The organism is Bradyrhizobium sp. Ken51 (assembly GCF_055807435.1).
In genome coordinates, this window is the sequence record NZ_JBVVPB010000217.1 from 1 (window position 1) to 233 (window position 233).

Here is a 233-nt window from a genome sequence, read left to right on the forward strand (position 1 = left end):
CGGCTCATACGTTTCGCCAGTTGCAGGTCGTGAGTAACCACCAGGAAGGCGGTGCCCTGCAAGCGATTCAATTCCCCAAGCAACTGGAAGATGCTGTCGGCGTTACGCGCATCGAGGTTACCGGTAGGTTCATCCGCCAGTACCAGGCGCGGGTTATTCACCAGCGCACGGGCAATCGCCACACGCTGGCGTTCGCCGCCAGAAAGTTCAGATGGGCGGTGATTCGCACGATG

Annotated in this window: 1 protein-coding gene; it reads right to left on the minus strand. The window is 59.7% G+C overall.

Annotated elements, in window-relative coordinates; all coding sequences use genetic code 11:
* On the minus strand, nucleotides 1-233 hold a 233-nt coding region (locus AC0L27_RS41545), incomplete at both ends, for an ATP-binding cassette domain-containing protein (protein ID WP_473323954.1).